General features: G+C 66.6%; 22 protein-coding genes and 2 tRNA genes. 20 read left to right on the plus strand and 4 right to left on the minus strand.

Features of this window, described 5'->3' with window-relative positions:
- Positions 1-95: 95 nt before the first annotated feature.
- The gene (locus tag DQW85_RS07565; protein ID WP_240197001.1) at positions 96-1,310 is read right to left on the minus strand and encodes a helix-turn-helix domain-containing protein; all 1,215 of its coding nucleotides are present in this window, start codon (positions 1,308-1,310) and stop codon (positions 96-98) included.
- A 7-nt stretch (positions 1,311-1,317) separates the two neighbouring features.
- Positions 1,318-1,644 carry a putative quinol monooxygenase gene (locus DQW85_RS07570; protein WP_113699664.1) on the minus strand — a complete coding sequence of 109 codons (327 nt, stop codon included), beginning with the start codon at positions 1,642-1,644 and terminating at the stop codon, positions 1,318-1,320.
- A 190-nt stretch (positions 1,645-1,834) separates the two neighbouring features.
- On the opposite strand from DQW85_RS07570, the gene DQW85_RS07575 reads away from it, so the two are divergent.
- The 13 genes from DQW85_RS07575 (at position 1,835) to DQW85_RS07610 (ending at position 8,574) form a co-directional block, all read left to right on the plus strand.
- Entirely contained in the window at positions 1,835-2,266 is a 432-nt protein-coding gene (locus DQW85_RS07575; protein WP_113699665.1) for a transcriptional regulator, read from the plus strand.
- On the plus strand, positions 2,266-2,541 hold the full coding sequence (locus DQW85_RS07580; protein ID WP_113699666.1) for a hypothetical protein: 276 nt from the start codon (positions 2,266-2,268) through the stop codon (positions 2,539-2,541). The genes DQW85_RS07575 and DQW85_RS07580 overlap by 1 nt, the downstream gene beginning before the upstream one ends.
- Positions 2,538-2,795, plus strand: a complete 258-nt coding sequence (locus DQW85_RS07585; protein WP_113699667.1) for a hypothetical protein — start codon at positions 2,538-2,540, stop codon at positions 2,793-2,795. The genes DQW85_RS07580 and DQW85_RS07585 overlap by 4 nt, the downstream gene beginning before the upstream one ends.
- A 92-nt stretch (positions 2,796-2,887) precedes the next feature.
- Positions 2,888-3,046, plus strand: coding sequence for a hypothetical protein (locus tag DQW85_RS44265; protein WP_162794810.1), 159 nt, complete (start codon positions 2,888-2,890; stop codon positions 3,044-3,046).
- A gap of 89 nt (positions 3,047-3,135) precedes the next feature.
- Positions 3,136-3,285 carry a hypothetical protein gene (locus DQW85_RS44270; RefSeq protein ID WP_162794811.1) on the plus strand — a complete coding sequence of 50 codons (150 nt, stop codon included), beginning with the start codon at positions 3,136-3,138 and terminating at the stop codon, positions 3,283-3,285.
- A gap of 122 nt (positions 3,286-3,407) precedes the next feature.
- Complete coding sequence (locus DQW85_RS44275; protein ID WP_162794812.1) at positions 3,408-3,551, plus strand: hypothetical protein; 144 nt, start codon at positions 3,408-3,410, stop codon at positions 3,549-3,551.
- A gap of 168 nt (positions 3,552-3,719) precedes the next feature.
- A complete protein-coding gene (locus tag DQW85_RS07590) occupies positions 3,720-5,120 on the plus strand; it encodes an FtsK/SpoIIIE domain-containing protein (RefSeq protein WP_240197002.1) in 1,401 nt (466 codons plus the stop codon).
- On the plus strand, positions 5,117-5,275 hold the full coding sequence (locus tag DQW85_RS45730) for a hypothetical protein (protein ID WP_205314955.1): 159 nt from the start codon (positions 5,117-5,119) through the stop codon (positions 5,273-5,275). The genes DQW85_RS07590 and DQW85_RS45730 overlap by 4 nt, the downstream gene beginning before the upstream one ends.
- Complete coding sequence (locus DQW85_RS07595; RefSeq protein WP_113699669.1) at positions 5,272-5,478, plus strand: hypothetical protein; 207 nt, start codon at positions 5,272-5,274, stop codon at positions 5,476-5,478. Before DQW85_RS45730 ends, DQW85_RS07595 begins: the two co-directional genes overlap by 4 nt.
- Positions 5,479-5,484: 6 nt before the next feature.
- On the plus strand, positions 5,485-5,622 hold the full coding sequence (locus DQW85_RS44280) for a hypothetical protein (RefSeq protein ID WP_162794813.1): 138 nt from the start codon (positions 5,485-5,487) through the stop codon (positions 5,620-5,622).
- Positions 5,623-5,651: 29 nt separating this feature from the next.
- Positions 5,652-7,235 carry a replication initiator gene (locus DQW85_RS07600; RefSeq protein ID WP_338043363.1) on the plus strand — a complete coding sequence of 528 codons (1,584 nt, stop codon included), beginning with the start codon at positions 5,652-5,654 and terminating at the stop codon, positions 7,233-7,235.
- Positions 7,232-7,447 carry an excisionase family DNA-binding protein gene (locus DQW85_RS07605; protein WP_113699671.1) on the plus strand — a complete coding sequence of 72 codons (216 nt, stop codon included), beginning with the start codon at positions 7,232-7,234 and terminating at the stop codon, positions 7,445-7,447. Before DQW85_RS07600 ends, DQW85_RS07605 begins: the two co-directional genes overlap by 4 nt.
- On the plus strand, positions 7,447-8,574 hold the full coding sequence (locus tag DQW85_RS07610) for a tyrosine-type recombinase/integrase (protein WP_113699679.1): 1,128 nt from the start codon (positions 7,447-7,449) through the stop codon (positions 8,572-8,574). The genes DQW85_RS07605 and DQW85_RS07610 overlap by 1 nt, the downstream gene beginning before the upstream one ends.
- Before the next feature lie 83 nt (positions 8,575-8,657).
- On the opposite strand, the gene DQW85_RS07615 is transcribed toward DQW85_RS07610, so the two are convergent.
- Positions 8,658-8,728 (minus strand) — tRNA-Gly (locus DQW85_RS07615).
- A gap of 89 nt (positions 8,729-8,817) precedes the next feature.
- On the opposite strand from DQW85_RS07615, the gene DQW85_RS07620 reads away from it, so the two are divergent.
- A tRNA-Pro gene (locus DQW85_RS07620) sits at positions 8,818-8,891 on the plus strand.
- Between the two features lie 101 nt (positions 8,892-8,992).
- On the opposite strand, the gene DQW85_RS07625 is transcribed toward DQW85_RS07620, so the two are convergent.
- Complete coding sequence (locus DQW85_RS07625; RefSeq protein WP_240197003.1) at positions 8,993-9,454, minus strand: ATP-binding protein; 462 nt, start codon at positions 9,452-9,454, stop codon at positions 8,993-8,995.
- A 249-nt stretch (positions 9,455-9,703) separates the two neighbouring features.
- Between DQW85_RS07625 and DQW85_RS07630 the strand changes: the two genes are divergently transcribed.
- From DQW85_RS07630 to DQW85_RS07660, 6 genes are all read left to right on the plus strand, one after another.
- Positions 9,704-10,570, plus strand: coding sequence for a helix-turn-helix domain-containing protein (locus tag DQW85_RS07630; protein WP_113699672.1), 867 nt, complete (start codon positions 9,704-9,706; stop codon positions 10,568-10,570).
- A 167-nt stretch (positions 10,571-10,737) separates the two neighbouring features.
- Positions 10,738-12,120: a trigger factor gene (gene tig, locus DQW85_RS07635; RefSeq protein WP_113699673.1), complete on the plus strand. Its 1,383-nt coding sequence runs from the start codon at positions 10,738-10,740 to the stop codon at positions 12,118-12,120.
- A 414-nt stretch (positions 12,121-12,534) separates the two neighbouring features.
- A complete protein-coding gene (locus DQW85_RS07645; RefSeq protein ID WP_113699675.1) occupies positions 12,535-13,167 on the plus strand; it encodes a ClpP family protease in 633 nt (210 codons plus the stop codon).
- A 10-nt stretch (positions 13,168-13,177) separates the two neighbouring features.
- Positions 13,178-13,801 carry an ATP-dependent Clp protease proteolytic subunit gene (locus DQW85_RS07650; protein WP_113699676.1) on the plus strand — a complete coding sequence of 208 codons (624 nt, stop codon included), beginning with the start codon at positions 13,178-13,180 and terminating at the stop codon, positions 13,799-13,801.
- Positions 13,802-13,975: 174 nt separating this feature from the next.
- Entirely contained in the window at positions 13,976-15,259 is a 1,284-nt protein-coding gene (clpX, locus tag DQW85_RS07655) for an ATP-dependent Clp protease ATP-binding subunit ClpX (RefSeq protein ID WP_113699677.1), read from the plus strand.
- Between the two features lie 64 nt (positions 15,260-15,323).
- On the plus strand, positions 15,324-17,897 hold the full coding sequence (locus DQW85_RS07660; protein ID WP_113699678.1) for a valine--tRNA ligase: 2,574 nt from the start codon (positions 15,324-15,326) through the stop codon (positions 17,895-17,897).
- The last annotated feature ends 347 nt before the right edge of the window (positions 17,898-18,244 follow it).

Consider the following 18,244-nt stretch of genomic DNA (forward strand, 5'->3'; position numbering starts at 1 on the left):
TGACCGGCCCCCAGGCCGCAGCGCGGGCGGGGAGGGCCGCGCGGGTGCGGCGGCTGCGCCGCCGCCTTGATCCTCACAATGGCAATTCGGCAGTACTACGGAAGTACTCCGAATCGTTCTGCGAGCTCGCGTAGTTCGGGTCGTGGCCGTGCGCCGGAGAGCTGCATGAGATCGCGAACTACCATGCGGGCTACTTGATGCGTACGGGTCTGCTCGGGGGTTAGTTGCTCGGCTTCCTCAAGGGAGTGCAGTGCCTCGCCGATCTGCCGGCGCATACCCTGCGCCTGCGCTAGATCGATGAGGAACCGAGCCTGCCGTTCCGGGGACATGCCCGATGTATCGACAGTTCGGGCGAGATCAAGTGCCTGTCCTGCGTCGCCAAGCTCTACGGCGATGGAAACTGCATGAATCGACACGTTCGTGGGACCGAACTCGGTTCCGAAGTCGTTTCGGTCCTCTCCGATGCGCTGAGCGGTCTGCAAGGCCGTGTCGAGATGCTTGTGCGCTTGAGCGCGCTCATTGTCTCGGGCGGCGGCCACAGCCAACACCAGGTGGAAAGCTCCGTACAGGGACAGTGCTTCGGTCTCGGGGTTGGCTTTGATACGGGCCTCAAGAGCGTCAGCGGCCGTGCTCGCGACTTTCTGCGCCTGAGAGACCTGCCTGAGGCTGAGGAACACATGCGCCATGCGAAAGAGGCTTGCCGCTACGGCAAGCGGCCATTCGAGCATCTCGGCCATGTGTGCCGCTCGGTCCGCTGCGATCCACGCGGCATCATTCTCTGAGAGCTTGGCCATCATTGCGGCGGCTGCCTGGTAGGTGTTGGCAAGCAACGTTTGAGCGTCTTTGCGCAGTTCGTTGCTGGGTGCAAGCCGTACAGCCAGTTCTAGATCCTCGATCAGCTCAGCCATGATCGGCGCGAGTTCGGTGTATCGACTGCTGTGAACCATCGGCCAGACGGTCGCATGCTGCTTTCGTAGCTCGTCCAGACGCTTAGGGGTGAATGGTGCGCGCTCGTCCGTCAGAATGACGCGGAGTGCGGGATGTCCAGTGAGCGCGAGTCGCAGCGTCTCGAACGCTTCGGGTCGTTCTTCAACGGTGGGGCTCTCATCGGGTTCGGAAGTCCCTCGTAGCTCGGCTACGGAGACACTGAGCACGTCTGCGACCTTCTGAAGGACGGATAGACGGTCTATGGAGCGAACGCCTCGCTCGACTTGAGAGACCCAGCTTTCAGAGCGGCCAACAAGTCCGGCGAACTCGACTTGAGACAGCCCGAGGCGCTTGCGATGGTGCGCGATGCGCTCACCGATCAAGTGAGCATTAGTCATGGTGCCTGGTCTTTCCGGCGGTGAGCGTCATGAAGTCCACGACGACGGCCTCTAGAAGTTCTTCGCGGGCGGCCAGGAAGTGCCGGACGTGGTCTTGCTTCTCGTGGACCTCGAACGCCGCCCGATCCTTGTAGAGCTCGTAGAAGATCCGCTCTTGGGGTGCGTCTTCGACGGTGTGGCAGGCGTATACGAGCGTTCCGGGTTCCTGGGTGCGGATCTGCTCGACCGTCCGAGCGGTGAGTTCATCGAACTGGACTTCTGCGCCTGGGCGCACCGCGAACCGCACCACCAGTGCGAACGGCTTGGCGTCCTCGGCCATGGTCAGACTCCTGACGTTGTGAATCGCATTCTGTGTCCAGCTTATGCGGGTTGGTACTCACAGTACCAGTACAGTAACCCGCACTTATTTTGCGGCTTCCTCTTGACTCTGGAGCTTCCCGCATTCATAGTACTAGTAGACGCACATAGAGTGCGGGTCACACCTAGGGTGTGGATCTCAAGGGGTAGACATGGCTCTTCGGAGTGGCATGAGGTTCAAGGTCGGGTTCGAGGAGGTGTTCCCGGCCGGCTGTGTGCTGGTTCCGGGCACGATCGCTCAGGCGGAGGACTACGACGAGAAGACGGGCAAGCGGACTCCGGCGAAGGACAAGGTCACTCAGGGGCGCGTCTGGCAGTGCCGGGTGATGGACATGGACCCGGAGTTGGGCGCGAAGTCGCGTGAGGTGTCGGTGAAGATCCTGGCCGAGGTGCAGCCGGTTCCGCCTACGGGTCAGATGTTCGAGGCGGTGGAGTTCACCGACGTGACGGTGACGCCGTACCTGAACGAGAAGAGCAGGCGGATGGCGTACTCGTATCGGGCCTCCGGCATGGTCCGCCCGAACGGCTCGACCGGTGCCAAGCAGGCTCCCGCTCCGGCTGGGGGCAAGGACGGCGGTGCGTGATGGCGGCTCGTAAGGGCGGCTCCTGGCAGCGAACCGCGCTGCACGTGGACGGCAAGGGGCAGGCCACCTGCACTACCTACCCGGACCGCACTCCGGTGCTGGCGCTGGGGGCCGGTAACGCGATCGTCAGCGTGTGCCTGCACGCAGACACGGTCACCGCTGAGTCGGTCGACTTCGCCCGTGACCTGGCCCACGCGGCTCAGGCGTTCGCGGTCGAGGTCGAGCGGCGCTGGCGGGGCCTGGCCTCGATCAAGAACACGGAGGGTGTGGCATGAGCTTGGCGTCCATCGGCTTCCACCTGGGTGAGGACGTGCAGTTCCGCTGCTACACCTACACCGACGCAGCGCCGATCTTGGACATGAGCATCTGCGGCGCGGTCGTGACCATCACTCCGGCTGGCCGCGACCTGATCACGGATGACGTGATGGCCACCGTCCGGGAGTTCACGACACAGGTTCAGCGCTTCCTCAGCGAGTGCGAGCGCATTCGCGCTCTTCAGCTCGACCAGGCCGACCAGACGGTGGCCTGACATGCAAGGCGGGGCCACCACGAAGCGGCAACTTCCGGTGGCCCCTGATCTCCACCCAACCCGTAGCAACGATCAAGGAATGAGGTTCCCTGATGGGCAAGCGCATCCGCGTCTCGGTCGAGGTCAACGCCTTCACCTGCAAGACGTGCAAGGTGCCCTACAACAACCCGTTCACGCACACGTGCGTGCTGTCGTTCAACCAGCTCAGCTCGCGCAGCATCCGCAAGGGACCGGGCAAGTCCGCCAAGTAGCAGGCAGGGGCCATCACGAAGCGGCAACTTCCGGCGCGCCCCTGATCTCCACCCAACCCGTAGCAACGATCAAGTACAGGAGGTCCATTATGTCCAAGTCGATCATCGAGGCTAATGGCAAGCCGATCACGTGCAACAACTGCGGCAGCATCGAGTGGACGAACGTCCGCCAGGCCGGAAACAAGATCACGGCCAGTTGCGGAAGGTGCGGCAGGCGACTCGAACTGACCGTGCGCTGACCGCACTCGGAACCGACCGCGCGACTGCGTTCTAGCAAGGCGGGGCCACCACGAAGCGGCACCTTCCGGTGGCCCCCTGATCTCCCCACAACCCGTAGCAACGATCAAGGAAGAGGTGCCTGATGTCGGTCAACATCAACGGGCGTGACGTGGTCTGCCCGCACTGCGCGGAGACCGAGCGGTTCCAGATCACCCAGATGGACTCGCGCGGCGGCCGGGTGATCTGCCTGGGCTGCGGCAAGAGCTTCCAGTTCGACGCTGGCTGACCAGCTCAGCGATAAGGCGGGGCCACCGCGAAGCGGCAACTTCCGGTGGCCCCTGATCTCCACCCAACCCGTAGCAAGGATCAAGGAAGAGGTGTCCATTCTATGTTTCGCCGTGCTCAAGGCGAAGTCGGAGGGGACCTGGTCACGACCAGTCCGGGCGCACCGCTGATGTTCCGCCCGACCGTCGTGCAGACCCCCGCCTTCATCACCATCACCATCCTGTTGTGGCGGTTCCTGCTCGGGACCGTCCGCATGATCTACCGCCACCCGATCGCCATCGGCGCCACGCTGGGCCTGTCGGCCCTGGCGATCACGCATGGCTGGCAGTGGGCGGCCGGCATGCTCGCCTCCCTGGCTCTGGGGCTGGCCGGCTGGGCGCTGCTGGACCGATCCTCCTTCGCCTGGTGGGTCGGCTGGCGGCTGCTGGCCTTCTGGCGGCTGGTGTGGATCTACCGTCCGCACTGGTCGTTCGCGATGTCCGGGGCGGGCCTGTCCAAGCTGGCCACGGGCCTGGAGTACCGGCCCCGTCTGGTCCGCGTGCGGTGCGGGCCGGTGGCCGACGTGGTGACGGTCAAGATGCTCAAGGGCCAGTCCTTCGACGACTGGACCAGCAAAGCCGACAACCTCGCGCACGCCTTCCGCGCGCTGGGCTGCCGCACCTCGATCGTCCGGGCCGGGCTGCTGCGGCTGACCTTCCCGCGCCGTGACCCGCTGCGCAAGCCGATCGCCGCGCTACCGATCCCGGATGCGGTGGACCTGCACGCGGTGTCGGTCGGGCTGTGTGAGGACGGCTCCCTCTGGGCGCTGAAGGTGCACGGAACGCACATCATCGGGGCAGGCGCGACCGGTGCCGGGAAGGGCTCGCTCATCTGGTCCACCGTGCGCGGCCTGCTCCCGGCGATCAAAGCGGGGCAGGTGCGGCTCTGGGGCCTCGATCCCAAGCTGATGGAGCTGTCTTTTGGGCGCGAACTGTTCTACCGGTACGCGGCCACGCCGGAGGAATGCGCCGATCTCCTCGACGAGCTGGTCTCGCACATGCAGGACCGGGCGGCGCTGTTCGGCGGACACCAGCGCTCGCACACGCCGTCGATCGAGTACCCGTTTGACCTGGTCATCGTCGATGAGGTGGCGTTCCTGACCGCCTACCAGACCGATCGGGAGCTCAAACGGCGCATCAACGCCGCCCTGGCCACCCTGACCACCCAAGGGCGTGCGGTCGGCTACGGCGTGATGGCGCTCCTCCAGGACCCCCGCAAGGAGGTCATGAACATCCGCAACCTGTTCCCCGACAAGATCGCCCTGCGGCTGGACGAATCCGAACAGGTGGACATGGTCCTCGGTGAGGGCGCTCGCGAACGCGGCGCGCTGGCCGACTTCATCTCTCCCATCCCCCAGATCGGCGCGGGCGTCGCCTACGTCCGGCTGGAGACCTCGCCTGAGCCGGTCCGGGTGCGCGCGGCCTACGTCTCCGACTCCGACATCCGCGACATGGTCGCCTGGCTGACCAGCCCGGCCGACGACGACACGCTCACCCTGCCCCCGATCGAGACCAGCGGGGAGGCGGCGTGAAGACCACCCCTCGCGGCCTCAACTGGCGCGACGCCAAGCACTGGGGCGGCACCCGCAAGCCGTGCATCCACTGCGGACGCGCCACCCCGCTTCGAGACGACCATGACCGGCCCGCACACAAGGTGTGCGCCGAGAACGCGGAGGCCACCCGATGAAGGACCTCGAACACCTGCCCAAGCACCGCTGCTCCACCTGCCGGACCAAGGGCAAGTCCTACCTCGACCAGGCCACCCAGCAAGTCACCTGCCAGGAATGTGGCCAGTCCTCCCTTGTCCTGGTGGTGGCTGACCCCGTACCGGCCAAGCCCCGCCGTACCCGCCGCGCCCCGGTCAAGGCGGCGCCCAAACGGAAGGAGTAAAAGCCGATGAACCGCACGCCCACCACGCCCGACAAGCCAGACACCCCTGACGAGCACGAGCCGCGCGAATACTGCTGGATCTGCGCCGAAGACGGACACACCGCAGGCAACGGCTGCGCCATCCGTGAAGGGCTCTGGCCGTGACCGGTCACGATCGTTCGACCCCCCGCGCGGTGCGACTGGCTCAGCCGCTCGCGCGGGAGGTCGTTGACCAACTCGCCATCTCCTTCGGCGTGTGCATCCGCCCGGTGCCGATGCACCGCCTCGACAGCTTGACCGGGCAGACCACACGCCTGGACATCCCGTGCGGCGCGACGCTGGCGAGCAAGTGCCCGCCGTGTGCCGAGCGCAACCGCAAGCTGCGGATGGCCCAGTGCCGGGAGGGCTGGCATCTGGAGTCGGAGCCGGTCATCGCGCCGAACGAGCCGACCGACGAACAGCGCTGGCTGATCGAGCATCGCGCCGACTGGCAGGCCAAGCGGGATGCTGCTGCGGCTGCCGGTGAGGATCTGACCGAGTTCGACGAGATCCTGGCCGGCATCGACGCTGACATCCGCCGCTCCGGGCTGCGCGGCAGCGTGCTGGGGCGTTCCTCCACGGGCCGTCAGCGCTCGACCCGACGCCGGCAGGACGCTCCGGACCTTCCCAAGCGCAAGCGCGTGTCGAGCACGCTGGGGCGCCTCTACGAGTCACCGGACGGCAAACGGTTCCGCCCGTCGATGTTCATCACCCTCACCCTGCCGAGCTACGGGCGTGTACGGGACGGAGCTCCGGCCGATCCGGACTCCTACGACTACACCCGGGCCGCCCGGGATGCGATCCACTTCTCCAAACTGGTGGACCGGTTCGTGCAGAACCTGCGGCGAGTGGCCGGCTGGGACGTGCAGTACTTCGCCACCGTCGAACCCCAAAAGCGGCTGGCTCCGCACCTGCACCTGGCCATGCGCGGCACCCTGTCGCGCAAGGAGATCAAGCAGATCGCCGCCGCGACCTACCAGCAGGTGTGGTGGCCCTCGACCGACCGCGTCGTCTTCGACGGCGACACCCTGCCCGTCTGGGACGACAGCGTCGGCTACCTCGACCCGCATACGGGCGAGGTGCTGCCTACCTGGGACCAAGCCCTGGACGCCATCGGCGACGACGACGAACCCATGCATGTGCTGCGCTTCGGCGAACAGGTCAAACCGATCGGCGTGCTGGCCGGCACCGACCGCGCCGACCACCTGATCCGCCACTACCTGACCAAGTACCTGACCAAGTCGATCGCCGAGACCTGCGAGCCGGACAACCAGCGCCAGAAAGATCACGCCGACCGGATGACCGAGGCGCTGCGCTACGAGCCATGCTCGCCCACGTGCCCGAACTGGCTGCGCTACGGCGTGCAACCCAAGAACGCCCGACCCGGTCAAGCTCCGGGCTGCTGCCGGGGCAAGGCGCACAAGGCCGAACACCTCGGCTACGCCGGCCGCCGCGTGCTCGTCTCCCGAAAGTGGTCCAACAAAACCCTCACCGACCACCGAGCCGACCGCCGCGCCTGGGTCCTGGAAGCCCTCGGTCTTTCGGCAACCGAGAACCCAGACCCCCACCGCTACACCTGGCGACCGATCAAACCCGGAGATCCCGACCTACCCCCGCTCGGCGAACGACTCCTCGCCGAGATCGCCAACCGCCAACACTGGCGAGCGCTTATGCAACGACTACAGGCCCAAGCGGACGGCGCAGATCTTTCGGCAACCGGAGAGGAGGTAGCGGCGTGAACAAGCAGGATCTTGGACGGCTTCTCACGGTGGCGGAGGTCGCTGAGCGGTTGAACACCTCGGAGCGCTTTCCTCGCCGGTTGATCGAGGAACGGCGGATCATGTTCGTGCGGTTAGGTCGGCACGTACGCATCCCGGAACGTGCGCTTGAAGCCTTCATCGCCGGCAGTGTGGTGGAGCCGATCACTACGCGGCGGGGGAGGGCTGCGTGATGGCCGGTGCTCGGAGACGCTTCGGCAACATCCGAGAGCTTCCCTCTGGTAGGTATCAGGCGCGCTACAAGGGACCGGACGGGTTCACTTACACCGCTCCCCAGACCTTCGAGACGAAGCGTGACGCTGACCGCTGGCTGGTGCTCCGAGAGGCTGAAATCCATCGCGGGGAGTGGATCAGTCCGGACGCTGGCAAGATCCCGTTTGGGCGGTTCGCCGAACAATGGATCAGTGACAGAGTGATCAAGTCTACAACGGACGATCTCTACCGGAGCTTGCTTAAGAACCACCTCGCGCCGGCTTTCGGCAATCGGAGCCTCGTCGACATCCGGGAGGCGGACGTGCGGCGGTGGCGCAAGGAACGTCTCGACGTGGTGGGGAAGTCAACGGTCGCCAAGGCGTACCAGCTCCTGAAGTCCATCATGGCCACGGCGGTGGATGACGAGTTGATTCGTCGCAACCCGTGCAGGATCAAGGGGGCCGGCAACCCGGACACCCCCGAACGGGCTGTCGTCCCGTTGGCCAAGGTGGCTGAGATACTCCAAGCGACTCCTGAGCGATACCGGGCGCTGGTCCTCCTGGGTACGTTCGCAAGCCTGCGATGGGGCGAGTTGGCCGGCCTACGTCGCACGAACCTCGACCTGGAGACCGGCGTGGTCCGGGTGGTGGGCTCGCTGGCGGAGATCAATGGCGGCAAGCTCGTGGAGACGTCGCCCAAGTCGAGAGCCGGCAGGCGGGTTGTGGCGGTCCCCCCTGAGATCATTCCGGACCTGCACAAGCATGTGCAGACGTACGCCGAGCCGACTCCCGATGGGCTCGTGTTCGTCGGTCCCAAGGGTGGCATGCTGCGCCGGTCCGGGTTCAGCCGAACGTGGAACAAGATCCGAACAGAAGCGGGCCTTCCTGATCTCCACTTCCACGACCTTCGGCATGTCGGCAACACCCTCGCGGCGTCCACGGGGGCCAGTCTCCGCGAGCTGATGGTTCGGATGGGGCACTCGTCGACCAAGGCGGCGCTGATCTACCAGCATGCCTCTCAAGAACGCGACAAGGTCATCGCTCAGGCGCTCGGGGAAGCCTGGCGGGTGGCTCGCGGTGACGGTGCTGGCAAGGCGAATGGCACATGAGTGGCACGGACAGAGGAACAAGATCCGGTAACAGTAAGGCCCAGGCTCGGGATCATCTCCCTGACCTGGGCCTTCGCAGTGAGAGCGGACGACGGGAATCGAACCCGCGTAGCTAGTTTGGAAGACTAGGGCTCTACCATTGAGCTACGTCCGCACGAACCGGTCGAAGTCTGGTCTAGACTTCATCCGGTCGTCAGGGCGTAAGCGTACCGGAGTTGCGGAGCGCGTGCGCACCCGGCGCTACGGGGCGTGGCGCAGCTTGGCAGCGCGCTTGCTTTGGGAGCAAGAAGTCGCAGGTTCAAATCCTGTCGCCCCGACCGCTGTCCCATCAGCGACACGGCCACCCCCGGATTCCGGGAGTGGCCTGCTTGTCTTCTGCTTGCCTTCTGCGCGCGGAGCGTGGGGGAATGGTGGGGGGTCAGGGCTCGGCGCGGAAGAGCGCCCATACGGCCTTGCCGCCGCTGTCCAGCGGGTCCCAGCCCCAGCACTGGCTGTACGTCTCGACGATGTAGAGGCCGCGGCCGTTCTCGGAGACGAAGTCGGGCTCCTTGCGGCGCGGCATCTCGTCGCTGGGGTCCGCCACGGCCAGCAGCACGTGCGGCGTCACGCGCATCAGCAGCAGTTCGATCCCGCGGTGGTTGCCGTTGTACACCGCGTACCTGACGGCGTTGGTCACCAGCTCCGAGACGACCAGCGCCGCGTCGTCGCTCAGCTCCGTCAGGCCCCAGTCGGCCAGCGTCGAGCGCGTCACGTCACGGGCGGTCTTGACCGAGTCGGCCTGGAAGGGCAGCGGGCACGAGGTCGTGTACGGCTTGCCTGCGGTCAGGAGGCTGTCGAAGCCCACCTCGCGGGTGATCTGCAGGCAGTCGGCAGTGGCCAAGGAGTCCTCCACCATCCCGCCCATACCTCCCGTGACCGTCGCTTTAGTGCATGTTTGGCCAAAATGCACTAGACCATCATGGGACACGACTCCGGGCACCTGCAAGACCCAAATGCACGTGCAGTTGCAATGTGCAGCCGCATGGTCGGTTACTCGTCGAGGTATCCGAATCGGACACCTGGTTGAGACCTTGTCATACCCGTCGATGTGGTGTCACTGTGTGTGCGGACCTTGATAGGAGGAAGAAGAGTGACGCAGAACCAGCCGGGTTCCGGCCCTACGGCGCTGCGCATTCTTCTGGGTTCCCAGCTTCGCCGGCTCAGGGAGGCGAAGGGCGTCACCCGCGAAGAGGCGGGCCACCTCATCAGGGGATCCGAATCCAAGATCAGCCGCATGGAGCTCGGCCGGGTCGGTTTCAAGGAACGCGACGTGGCCGACCTGCTGACCCACTACGGGGTGGTCGAAGGTCAGGCGCGCGCCGCCGTGCTCGACCTGGTGGCCAGGGCCAACGAGCCGGGCTGGTGGCACAGGTTCAACGACGTCCTGCCCGGGTGGTTCCAGGCGTACGTGGGGCTGGAGGAGGCCGCGACACGCATCAGGACGTACGAGGTGCAGTTCGTGCCCGGCCTGCTGCAGACCAAGGAGTACGCCCGCGCGGTCGTCACCGCGGGGTCGGCGGGGATCGGCGCCGAGGAGATCGCCCGCAGGGTGGACCTGCGGCTGGAGCGCCAGCGTGTCCTGGACCGGCCCGACGGCCCCTTCTTCTGGGCGGTCATCGACGAGGCCGCGCTGCGGCGTCCCATCGGCGGCGCCGAGGTGATGCGCGCCCAGCTCGAGCACCTCGTCGACCTGATGCGCCAGCCGAACATCACGATCCAGGTCATGCCCTTCAGCTTCGGCGGCCACAGCGCCGAGGGCGGCGCGTTCAGCATCCTGCGCTTCCCCGACCGCGAGCTGCCGGACGTGGTCTACGTCGAGCAGCTCGCCAGTGCCCTCTATCTGGATAAACGTGAGGATGTGGACAAGTACACCGAGGTGATGGAACGGCTGTGCGCCGTGAGCACCACCCCGGACGAGACGGTCGAGCTGCTGCAGACCATCGCCGACGAGTTCTGAGCGTCGTGGCGTCGCTGTCGGGTACGCATCTGCCCTAGACTGGCCAACGGCGCTCGGATCCCGCCGAGGCGGAGCATGCCCAGCGCCGCTCATGTGGGCGCGGCGCGTGAGCCGTACCGAATGGACGCGCCCGCGATCACTCAAAGCTTGATCAAGGAGACCACCCCGTGAAGACCGCTGTCGAGGAGCTCAGCCCGACTCGGGTGAAGCTCACTGTCGAGGTGCCGTTCGACGAGCTGCGCCCGAGCATGGATGCGGCGTACAAGAAGGTCGCGCAGCAGGTGCGCGTCCCCGGGTTCCGTCCTGGCAAGGTCCCGGCGCGCATCATCGAGCAGCGCTTCGGCCGGGCTGTGGTGCTGGAGGAGACCCTCAACGACGCGGTGCCCAAGCTGTACGGCCAGGCCGTCGACGAGGTCGACGTCTTCCCGGTGAGCCAGCCCGACATCGAGGTCACCAAGATCGACGACGGTGAGCAGATCGAGTTCACCGCCGAGGTCGACATCCGGCCCAACTTCGACGTGCCCGACTATCAGGACGTCGAGGTCACCGTCGACTCCGCCGAGGTCTCCGACGCCGACGTCGACGCACAGCTCGACGCGCTGCGCCAGCGGTTCGCCACGCTCACGGGCGTCGAGCGCCCGGCCGCCACGGGCGACTTCGTGGTGATGGACCTCCGGGCCGAGATCGACGGCGCGAACATCGAGGAGCAGCAGGCCAACGAGGTGTCCTACGAGGTGGGCGCCGGCTCCGTGCTGCAGGGCCTCGACGACGCGCTCGAGGGCATGTCCGGCGGTGAGGAGAAGAGCTTCAGGACCGAGCTCGTCGGCGGCGAGAACGCCGGCGAGGAGGCCGACGTGATCATCAACGTCAAGTCGGTCAAGGAGAAGGTCCTGCCTGAGCTCGACGACGAGTTCGCGCAGCTCGCCAGCGAGTTCGACACGCTTGACGAGCTCAAGACCAGCATCCGCGAGCAGGCTCGCCGCAACAAGCTGGTCGACCAGGTCGTCCAGGCCCGCGACAAGGCCCTCGACACGCTGCTGGAGAAGATCGAGATCCCGATCCCCGACAGCGCGCTCAAGGCCGAGGTCGACGCCCGCAAGCACAACCTCGAGCACCAGATCGGCGAGAGCGGCCTGAGCCGCGAGGCGTTCTTCCGCCTCTACCGGACCACCGAGGAGGAGCGCTTCGCCGAGTTCGAGACCAGCGCTGTCAAGGCCATCAGGGTCGGGTTCGTGCTCGACAAGATCGTCAAGGCCGAGGAGCTGGGCGTCACCGAGCAGGAGCTGACCAACTTCGTCGTCCGCCGTGCCATGGAGATGGGCGTCCAGCCCAACCAGCTGGCCCAGCACCTGGCCGACAACGACCAGCTCACGCTCGCCATGGTCGAGATCGTCCGCGACAAGGCCAAGACCGTGGTCGGCGACGCCGCCAAGGTCGTCGACTCCGACGGCAACGAGGTCGACCTCAAGGCCATCTACGCCGAGATCAACGGCGAAGAGGTCGTCGAGGACCCGGCCGCGGAGGCCGACGCGGAGAAGACCGAGGCGTAGGCACTATCACGTCCAGGCCGAACCCCCCAGACCGGTGAGGTCTGGGGGGTTCGCGCGTTCGCGGGCCTGCCGGTGGCCTGCCGGTCCACCACCGTGTTCCTTCGTCCGTCGTCCCCGCAGTCGTGCTCGTCCCCTTGCCGCCCGCGTTCCCGCCCGTCGCGTTCCCGCCCGTCGCGTTCCCGCCCGTCGCGTTCCCGCCCGTCGCGTTCCCGCCCGCGCCCGCCTGGAGGCGGGTGAGCCGCGGTCGCGGTGCCCGCGAGTTCGACGTAAGGGGGCGCCGTGGCGTTCCCGGAGGTAGAAGACCCTCACCTGCGCCGACAGCGAACAGTCTGCGGACGGGGCATGACCTGTGGGCGACGCGCGTTAAGGTCACAAGCAAAGCCAATCGATTACGACGCATCGGAAGGTGAAGCTGTGACCAGCCCGCCGACCTTCTATCAGCCTGAGTCGCGAGGCCGTGAGAACGGCTCGTCCTTCCGGCTTGAGGACCAGCTCTACCAGCGCCTGCTGCGCGAGCGCATCATCGTGCTCGGCCAGGAGGTCAACGACGAGATCGCCAACCGCATCTGCGCGGAGCTGCTCCTGCTCGCGGCCGACGACCCCGACCGCGACATCACGCTCTACATCAACTCGCCTGGCGGCTCGGTGAGCGCCGGCATGGCCATCTACGACATGATGGAATATGTGCCCAACGACGTCTCCACGGTCGTGATGGGCATGGCGGCCTCGATGGGGCAGTTCCTGCTCTCCGCGGGCACCAAGGGCAAGCGTTACGCCCTGCCGCACGCGCGGATCATGATGCACCAGCCTTCGGGCGGCATCGGCGGCACCGCGGCCGACATCGCCATCCAGGCCGAGCAGATGCTCTACGTGAAGAAGACGCTGGCCGAGCGGATCGCCTTCCACACCGGGCAGCCGCTCGAGCAGATCGAGTCGGATTCCGACCGCGACCGCTGGTTCACGGCCGACGAGGCCAAGGACTACGGCTTCATCGACCATGTCGTGCGCAGCGCGCGGCAAGTGCCCTCGCAGGGCCCCGTTTCCTAGGGGAGCTGAAGTGAACATCGAAAGCCGCTACGTTCTCCCCTCCTTCGTCGAGCGCACGTCCTACGGCGTGAAGGAGATGAACCCGTACAACAAGCTCTTCGAGGACCGCATCATCTTCCTCGGAGTGCAGATCGACGACGCGTCGGCCAACGACGTCATGGCCCAGCTGCTGACGCTGGAGTCGCTCGATCCCGACCGCGACATCAGCATCTACATCAACTCGCCCGGCGGTTCGTTCACCGCGATGACGGCGATCTACGACACGATGCAGTTCGTCCGGCCCGAGATCCAGACCGTCTGCCTCGGCCAGGCCGCCTCCGCGGCGGCCGTGCTGCTGGCCGGCGGCACCCCGGGCAAGCGGTTCGCGCTCCCCAACGCCCGGGTCCTGATCCACCAGCCCTCCACCGAGGGCGGCGGCCAGGGAAGCGACATCGAGATCCAGGCCCGCGAGATCCTTCGCATGCGCTCGCTCCTCGAGGAGATCGTGGCGAAGCACTCCGGGAAGACCGCCTCGGAGGTCCGCAAGGACATCGAACGCGACAAAATTCTCAACGCGGACGAGGCAAAGGCGTATGGTCTGATCGACGACATCATCCCGTCGCGGAAGAAGCGAGCTCAGGCGGTTGCTTCCTGACGAGATGTGACGCACCGGGGCGCTGCCCAATAGGGCACGTTCCGGTGCGACTCGCCGCCAGGGGGCTCACTGAGGGCCCAGAAGACGGTAACGTCGAAACCTGAGCGGTTCGGACCGGGTCCGGAGGACACGGATCGCGGCAGCAGGGCGGTCCCACGCAAAGGAGTATCTGGGGTGGCACGCATCGGCGACGGGGGAGACCTGCTGAAGTGCTCTTTCTGTGGGAAGAGCCAGAAGCAAGTCAAGAAGCTCATTGCCGGTCCAGGCGTCTACATCTGCGATGAGTGCATCGATCTCTGCAACGAGATCATCGAGGAGGAGCTCTCCGAGTCCTCCGAGCTCAAGTGGGACAACCTGCCCAAGCCGAGGGAGATCTACGAGTTCCTCGACGCCTACGTCATCGGTCAGGACAAGGCGAAGAAGGCGCTCTCGGTGGCGGTCTACAACCACTACAAGCGGGTGCAGTCCGGAGACCGGGGCAGAGACGACGGCCTCGAGCTGGCCAAGAGCAACATCCTGCTCCTCGGCCCGACAGGGTCGGGCAAGACGCTGCTCGCGCAGACGCTGGCGAAGATGCTCAACGTGCCCTTCGCCATCGCCGACGCCACCGCGCTGACGGAGGCCGGCTACGTCGGCGAAGACGTCGAGAACATCCTGCTCAAGCTCATCCAGGCCGCCGACTACGACGTCAAGAAGGCCGAGACGGGCATCATCTACATCGACGAGGTCGACAAGATCGCCCGCAAGAGCGAAAACCCGTCGATCACCCGCGACGTCTCCGGTGAGGGCGTGCAGCAGGCGCTGCTGAAGATCCTGGAGGGCACGACCGCGAGCGTTCCCCCGCAGGGCGGCCGCAAGCACCCGCACCAGGAGTTCATCCAGATCGACACGACCAACGTGCTGTTCATCTGCGGTGGCGCGTTCGCCGGCCTCGAGAAGATCATCGAGTCGCGTGTCGGCAAGAAGGGCATCGGCTTCAACGCCATCATCCGCTCGAAGGAAGAGGTCGACACGGTCGACATCTTCTCCGACGTGATGCCCGAGGACCTGCTCAAGTTCGGCATGATCCCCGAGTTCGTGGGCCGCCTCCCGGTCATCACCTCGGTGCACAACCTCGACCGCGAGGCGCTCATCCAGATCCTCACCGAGCCCCGCAACGCGCTGGTCAAGCAGTACCGCAAGCTGTTCGAGCTCGATGGCGTGGAGCTGGAGTTCACCGACGACGCGCTGGAGGCCATCGCCGACCAGGCCATCCTGCGCGGCACCGGCGCCCGCGGGCTGCGCGCGATCCTGGAGGAGGTGCTCCTGTCAGTCATGTACGAGGTGCCCTCCCGCAAGGACGTGGCCCGCGTCGTCATCACCCGGGAGTCGGTGCTGGAGCACGCGATCCCGACGCTCGTGCCGCGAGACCAGCTGGCCGCCAAGCAGCAGCGCACGCCGCGCGAGAAGTCGGCCTGAGTCCGCCCGCCGGACGCCCCACGGTGAAAATCGTGGGGCGTTCCGCTTTCGAGCGTCCCTAGAATTGGTCACTGTGACAACGCCAGAGCTGCCTACCCAGTACACCCCGGCCGACGTCGAGACCCGGAGCTACGACCGCTGGGACTCCGCAGGCTACTTCCACGCCGACGCCGGCAGCTCGCGCGCGCCGTTCAGCATCGTCCTCCCGCCGCCCAACGTGACAGGCGTCCTGCACATCGGCCACGCGCTCGACCACTCCATCCAGGACGCGCTGACGCGCCGCGCCCGCATGCAGGGGCGCGAGACGCTCTGGCTGCCCGGCATGGACCACGCGGGCATCGCCACCCAGAACGTCGTGGAGCGCGAGCTGGCCAAGCAGAGCCTGTCCCGCCACGACCTCGGCCGTGAGGCGTTCGTGGAGCGCGTCTGGGAGTGGAAGGAGGAGTCCGGCGGCAAGATCCTCGGCCAGATGCGCAAGCTCGGCGACGGCGTCGACTGGCAGCGCGAGCGGTTCACCATGGACGAGGGCCTCTCCCGGGCGGTCCACACCATCTTCAAGCGGCTCTTCGACGACGGGCTCATCCACCGCGCCGAGCGCATCATCAACTGGTGTCCGCGCTGCCTGACCGCGCTGTCCGACATCGAGGTCGAGCACAGCGAGGACGAGGGCGAGCTGGTCTCGATCCGCTACTCCGACGAGATCGTGGTGGCGACCACCCGCGCCGAGACGATGCTCGGCGACACCGCCGTGGCCGTCCATCCGGCCGACGAGCGCTACGCCCACCTGATCGGCACCCTGGTCGAGCTGCCGCTCACCGGGCGCATGATCCCGGTGGTCGCCGACGAGCACGTCGACCCCGCGTTCGGCACCGGCGCCGTCAAGGTCACCCCGGCCCACGACCCCAACGACTTCGAGATCGGCCGGCGGCATTCGCTGCCGTCGCTGACCGTCATGGACGAGCGCGGCGTCATCACGGCGCACGGGCCGTTCCTGGGGCTCGACCGTTTCGAGGCGCGTCCGGCGGTGGTCGCGGCGCTGCGGGCCGAAGGCAGGATCGTCGCCGAGAAGCGGCCCTACCTCCACTCGGTCGGCCACTGCTCGCGCTGCAAGACCGTGGTCGAGCCGCGCCTGTCACTCCAGTGGTTCGTCAACGTCGCGCCGCTGGCCAAGGCCGCGGGCGACGCCGTGCGTGACGGGCGCACCCGCATCCACCCGCCGGAGCTGGCCAAGCGCTACTTCGACTGGGTCGACGACATGCACGACTGGTGCATCTCGCGCCAGCTCTGGTGGGGGCACCGCATCCCGGTCTGGTACGGCCCGGAGGGCGAGGTCGTGTGCGTTGGGCCCGACGAGACGCCTCCGGCCGGCTACACCCAGGACCCGGACGTGCTCGACACCTGGTTCTCGTCGGGGCTCTGGCCGTTCTCCACGCTGGGCTGGCCGGACGCGACACCGGAGCTGGCGCGCTTCTACCCGACGTCCGTGCTGGTCACCGGCTACGACATCCTGTTCTTCTGGGTGGCCCGGATGATGATGTTCGGGCTGTACGCCATGGACGGCGAGCCGCCGTTCCGCGTCGTCGCGCTGCACGGCATGGTGCGCGACCAGTTCGGCAAGAAGATGTCCAAGTCGTTCGGCAACGTGGTCGACCCGCTCGACTGGATCGAACGCTACGGCGCCGACGCCACCCGCTTCACGCTGCTGCGGGGCGCCAATCCAGGCGCCGACGTGGCGGTCAGCGAGGAGTGGGCGGCCGGTTCCCGCAACTTCTGCAACAAGATCTGGAACGCCACCCGCTTCGCCCTGATGAACGGCGCGGCGGTCGGCTCCCTCGGCGGGCTCGACCTGACGGCCGCCGACCGGTGGATCCTGTCCAGGCTGCAGAGCGTGATCTCCTCCGCCGACGCGGCGTTCGAGGAGTTCGAGTTCGCCAAGGCGTCCGACCTGCTCTACCACTTCGCGTGGGACGAGGTCTGCGACTGGTACCTGGAGCTGGCCAAGATCCAGCTCGGCGAGGGTCTTGAGCACACCCGGCTCGTGCTGGGCCACGTGCTCGACGCGCTGCTCAGGCTGCTCCACCCGCTGGTGCCGTTCGTCACCGAGGAGCTGTGGCGGGCCGTCACGGGCGGCGACTCGATCGTCGTCGCCCCCTGGCCGGTGGCCGACTCCCGCTACGCCGACGCCGGGGCCGAGGCGGAGATCGGCGCACTGCAGGAGCTGGTGACCGAGGTCCGCAGGTTCCGCTCTGACCAAGGGCTCAAGCCCGGCCAGAAGGTGGCTGCCCGGCTCGCATTGGCCGACACGGCCCTTGAGAGCCAGGAAGGGGCGATCCGGTCGCTGCTGCGCCTTACGGAGCCCTCTGAGGGATTCTCCGCCACAGCCAGGCTGGCCGTCGGCGGGATCACCGTCGAGATCGACACCGCCGGCGCCATCGACGTCGCCGCCGAGCGCAAGCGGCTGGAGAAGGACCTGGCCGCCGCCCGCAAGGAGGCCGTCCAGGTCGCCGCCAAGCTCGGCAACGAGCAGTTCATGGCCAAGGCGCCCGCCGACGTCGTGACCAAGGTCAGGGGGCGGGCCGCGCAGGCCGCCGCTGACATCGAACGCCTTGAGAGCCAGCTGGCCACACTCGGCGTTTGAGGCGTCCGTCGGTGGGGAAGGCCTATTCGTTACTGAAGATGGACCTTGGACCGCGCTGGGGCTGCTAGAGTTTCAGCGCGGGGCCGGGTCGGCCCTGAGCTCCCACTGATCGATCCGGGTTTCCGGCTGTGTCCGCGCATGACTGGACAAGGGCTGGATGTCCTGGTAAGTTAGTGGAGTTGCCTCGAAGCGGGGCGCGTCCGGAACATCCCGGATCGGGCGATTTGATAAGGATCGTCCGGATCTGGTAAGATGGACGTAAATGAAATGTGCGCCTCCTGCAGTTGGGGAGTTCGCGTCCGTTTCTTGAGAACTCAACAGTGTGTTAAAAGCCAGTGCATTTATGC

This window comes from Nonomuraea lactucae (assembly GCF_003313395.1).
Classification (GTDB): domain Bacteria; phylum Actinomycetota; class Actinomycetes; order Streptosporangiales; family Streptosporangiaceae; genus Nonomuraea; species Nonomuraea lactucae.